The following is a 4525-nucleotide window of genomic DNA, read 5'->3' as shown; positions in this document are numbered from 1 at the left end:
CTGAAATAATTAGATGCTGAAACAAGTTCAGCATGACAAATGGTGCAGTTTATGACTTTTTACGAGTCCATCAAAGTTAAAACCTGAAACGTTAGACTTTTAAAAGGAACAGATGAAGAAAATAAGGGTCGGTGTGGTAGGCATAGGGCATCTCGGGAACTACCATCTGCAGAAATATAATAAATTGCCGGAAAGTGAAATAGTTGGTGTGGCTGATATTGTGGAGGAGCGTGCACGGTCAGCCGCAAAAGAATACGGATGTGAAGCCCTCTATGACCACCGCGATCTTATAGGAAAGGTCGATGCGGTAAGTGTTGCTGTTCCGACAGTATTACATCACAAAGTAGCAAAAGACTTCCTTGAATCAGGGATTGATGTTCTTCTCGAAAAACCTATTACAGAAACCCTTGAAGAAGCTGATGAGCTTATCTCAATTGCCAATAAGAATGGGGTAATGCTTCAGATAGGATTCGTTGAGAGGTTCAACCCTGCCATAGTTTCTCTCGGTACGGTTATAGAGAGCCCTCTTTTTATTGAGTCTCACCGTCTTCATCCCTTCGGGGAACGGGGGACTGATGTAGACGTTGTGCTTGATTTAATGATTCACGATCTCGACATTATTCTTCAGTTTGTAAAATCGGAGGTGCTGGATGTAGCGGCCGTCGGCGTATCTGTTTTATCGAACAAGGTTGACATAGCAAATGTCAGGATAACATTCCAAAATGGATGCGTGGCAAATATCACAGCCAGCAGGATAACAGCTAAGAAACTACAGAAGATCAGATTTTTTGGACTCGAGGGGTATCACTCTGTCGACTACGGAAAGAGGGAACTAATATCACTCAGCAGAAGAAGTAGCGCAGACGGCCGGATAGAAATAGTCCAGAACGATGTGACAGTAACAAAACATGATCCCCTGGAAGAGGAAATAAAATCTTTCCTTAATTCTGTTATAAAAAGGACGCCGCCTTTGGTTTCAGGAGAGGATGGGAGAGAGTCCCTGAAACTGGCGCTGAGCATAATTGAAAAGATGAAAACTGATCAGGGAATTATCCAATGATCCCAATGGTAGATCTTCAAAGACAGCATAAAATCCTCAAAGACGACATTGATGCGGCCATTGCCGAAGTGCTGAATAGCTCGCAATTCATACTGGGACCCAATGTACTGGAACTGGAGAAAGAGATAGCGGCGTACCATGAAGTTCCTTTTGCTGTGAGCGTGGCCAACGGAACAGACGCCCTTTTCCTTGCCCTGAAAGCATGTGGAATCGGGGATGGAGATGAGGTCATCACCACACCTTTTACTTTTATTGCAACGGCAGAAGTCATATCCCAGTTAAATGCCATCCCTGTCTTTGTGGATATCGTTCCCGACACTTTCAATATTGATCCGGAAGAAATAGAGAAAAAGATCACAAAAAAGACGAAAGCCATCATTCCGGTTCATCTCTTCGGCCATCCTGCAGAGATGGATCCGATAGTCAAACTGTGTCAAAAATATAATATCAGGATCATTGAAGACTGTGCCCAGGCCTTCGGTGCCGAATATAAAGGGGAAAAGGTGGGAACCATCGGTGATTGCGGGTGTTTTAGCTTTTTCCCGAGTAAAAATCTCGGCTGCTATGGCGATGGAGGAATGGTAATTACCAGAGAGGAAAATGTTGCAGAACAGATAAGATTGCTTAGGAATCACGGGAGTACTGTCAAATACTACCATAGTGCCATAGGCTACAACAGCAGGCTCGATGAAATACAGGCGGCCATAGTCCGGGTAAAATTAAAAAAAATAGACGAATTCAACGAATTACGCCGAGCAAACGCGGATATTTATAGGTCGTGCATAAAAAAGAATGACGTTATCCTCCCGATAGAATCTGCCGGATGCAGGCATGTCTATCACCAGTTCACCATCAAATCAAAGAAAAGGGATAGCATAATAGATTGCCTGAAAAGAGACGATATAGCATCCGCTGTTTATTATCCCCTCCCCCTGCATAAACAGGAGGTATTTGCCGATCAAAGAACGGTCAGCGGTGAGCTGCCGGTTAGTGATGAGTGTGCCTCGGAAGTTCTCTCCCTCCCGATGTTTCCGGAACTCAGAGAAGAAGAAATCCAGCATATCAGTGATGTGATAAATAATGTTCCCTGAATCTACTAATCCCCGGAATATAATGATAGTTGCGGGGGAGGCTTCCGGAGATCTGCACGGATCCAATCTGGTAAAGGAAATTCATCGGATAAATCCTTCTGTCAGATTCTATGGAATCGGGGGCAAGAAACTGAAGGAGGCGGGCGTTGAGCTTATTGCCAATTCATCCGATACAGCAGTTGTAGGGCTTACGGAGGTTGCTTCCAAGCTAAAATTTATCCTGAAGGTCATGGGTCTGCTGAAAAAGTCACTGAGGGAAGACAAACCAGATCTTTTGATACTTATCGACTATCCCGACTTTAACCTTCCTCTGGCCAGAACGGCCAGAAAGAACGGGGTCAGGGTGTTTTACTATATAAGTCCTCAAGTCTGGGCATGGAGAAAAAGGAGGATTAAACAGATTGAAAAGATTGTTGACAGAATGGCGGTTATTCTTCCTTTTGAGGCGCAGATCTACGATAAATCGAAATTGGATGTAAACTTTGTCGGTCACCCACTTCTTGATGTAGTGAAAAAGAAATATTCCAGAAAAGAGGCGCTGAAAAAATTCGGCCTTGAAGAAGGATGCACAACGATAGGAATCCTCCCTGGAAGCAGGGAAAGTGAGGTGAAGAAACTTTTACCTGAAATGCTCAAGGCGGCTGAAATTCTTGAAGATCAAATTACCCCCATTCAGTTTGTATTACCCCTGGCTGATACTCTAAACATTGATTTTGTCTTAAAAATAATTGATAAATATTCTGTAAATGTCAAAGTCATCCCGGATGATATTTACGACGTGCTAAGTATATCAGATGTCGTCATGGTTGCCTCGGGAACGGCTACTCTGGAAACCGCCCTGCTGGAAAAACCAATGGTCATAATATATAAGGTTTCCACTCTTTCTTATTATATAGGAAAGATGTTCATCAAAGTGAACAATATCGGATTGGTCAATATAATTGCCGGGAAGACCATAGTTCCCGAGTTTATTCAGGATAAAGCTACTGCTTCGAATATAGCAGAGGAAATTTCGGATATACTTACCAACAGATCAAGGATGGACAGAATACGGAAAGAACTGTCCGGAATAAGGGAAAAACTGGGTAGCCCGGGTGCAGCGGCAAGGACGGCCAGACTGGTATATGAGATGATAAGGGATAATTCAGGAGACAGGAGACAGGAGATAGGAGACAGGAGTCAGGAGACAGAATAAAGGACGGAATCCGACATCTATTCTGACTCCTGACTCCTGGCTTCTTAGAGATTATTAATTATGGAAATATTCAAACGTCTTTTAAAACTTGCAAAACCACATATAGCAAAGTTCATGCTGGCAATGCTCTGTATGCTTGTAGTCGGGGCATCGACAGCAGCAGCCGCCTTTCTCGTCAAACCGGCTCTTGATGATATATTTTTAAATAAAAATGCCGATATGTTGCTGTTAATACCCATAGCGATAGTGGTGATATACTTTCTGAAAGGGGCCTGCAGCTACGGCCAAACGATTCTGATGAGCTATATCGGTCAGCGAGTGGTAACAGACCTGAGAGCTGAACTCTATAATCATATTCAGAGGCAGGCGCTTTCGTTCTTTACCAGGAACCCGACCGGTATACTTATGTCACGAATAACCAATGATGTCGGCTTAATCCAGGGTGCGGTGTCAGAAGCCGTGACCAGTCTAATGAAGGATTCTTTCACCCTCGTTTGCCTCATGTTTGTCATTTTTTATCGTGACTGGAAGCTTGCTATTGTAGCGATGTTCGTTTTCCCCTTAACCATCTATCCGATAGCGAAGTTCGGCGAAAAGATGCGAAAAATCGCCACCAGCACCCAGGTCACCATGGGAAGTCTTACTACCCTTCTCCAGGAAACAATATCCGGTACGAGGATAGTAAAGGCCTTCGGAATGGAAAATTATGAAAATGAAAGATTTGGCAAAGAGAATGAACGCCTCTTTAAGCTCACGATGAAATCCGTATCCGTAAGAGCTATATCCAGCCCATTTATGGAGTTTCTGGGGGGTATCGGAATTGCCGCAATTGTACTTTATGGGGGATATGAGGTAATCAAGGGAACGTCGACACCGGGGACATTTTTTTCATTCCTTACAGCCCTTATTATGCTTTACGAACCGGTTAAGAGACTAACGAACGTTAATAATACCATTCAGCAGGGGATCGCTGCTGCCGTACGGGTCTTTGATGTTATGGACATCGTTCCCGAAATAAAGGACAAGAAAGATGCAGTGGTTCTACCCCCGATTTCCAGCACCATCGATATCCAGAATGTCTCTTTCAGCTATGAGGATGCGCCGGTCCTAAAAAATATAAATCTCAGCGTTAAAGCGGGTGAGGCGGTCGCATTTGTCGGTATGAGCGGGGGGGGAAAG

General features: G+C 44.0%; 4 protein-coding genes. All 4 read left to right on the top strand.

The window, feature by feature from the left end; translation table 11 throughout:
• Nucleotides 1–112: 112 nt before the first annotated feature.
• Nucleotides 113–1060: a Gfo/Idh/MocA family oxidoreductase gene (locus Q7J27_02000; GenBank protein MDO9527912.1), complete on the top strand. Its 948-nt coding sequence runs from the start codon at nt 113–115 to the stop codon at nt 1058–1060.
• A 5-nt stretch (nt 1061–1065) separates the two neighbouring features.
• Nucleotides 1066–2151: a DegT/DnrJ/EryC1/StrS family aminotransferase gene (locus Q7J27_01995; GenBank protein MDO9527911.1), complete on the top strand. Its 1086-nt coding sequence runs from the start codon at nt 1066–1068 to the stop codon at nt 2149–2151.
• Entirely contained in the window at nt 2141–3346 is a 1206-nt protein-coding gene (lpxB, locus tag Q7J27_01990; GenBank protein ID MDO9527910.1) for a lipid-A-disaccharide synthase, read from the top strand. The genes Q7J27_01995 and lpxB overlap by 11 nt, the downstream gene beginning before the upstream one ends.
• A gap of 60 nt (nt 3347–3406) precedes the next feature.
• The coding region (locus Q7J27_01985) for an ABC transporter ATP-binding protein (protein MDO9527909.1) at nt 3407–4525 on the top strand (1119 nt) is incomplete at its 3' end.

Source organism: Syntrophales bacterium (assembly GCA_030655775.1).
Lineage (GTDB): Bacteria > Desulfobacterota > Syntrophia > Syntrophales > JADFWA01 > JAUSPI01.
The sequence above is the reverse complement of the archived record's forward strand: the minus strand, read 5'-3'. Positions and strand labels throughout refer to the sequence as shown.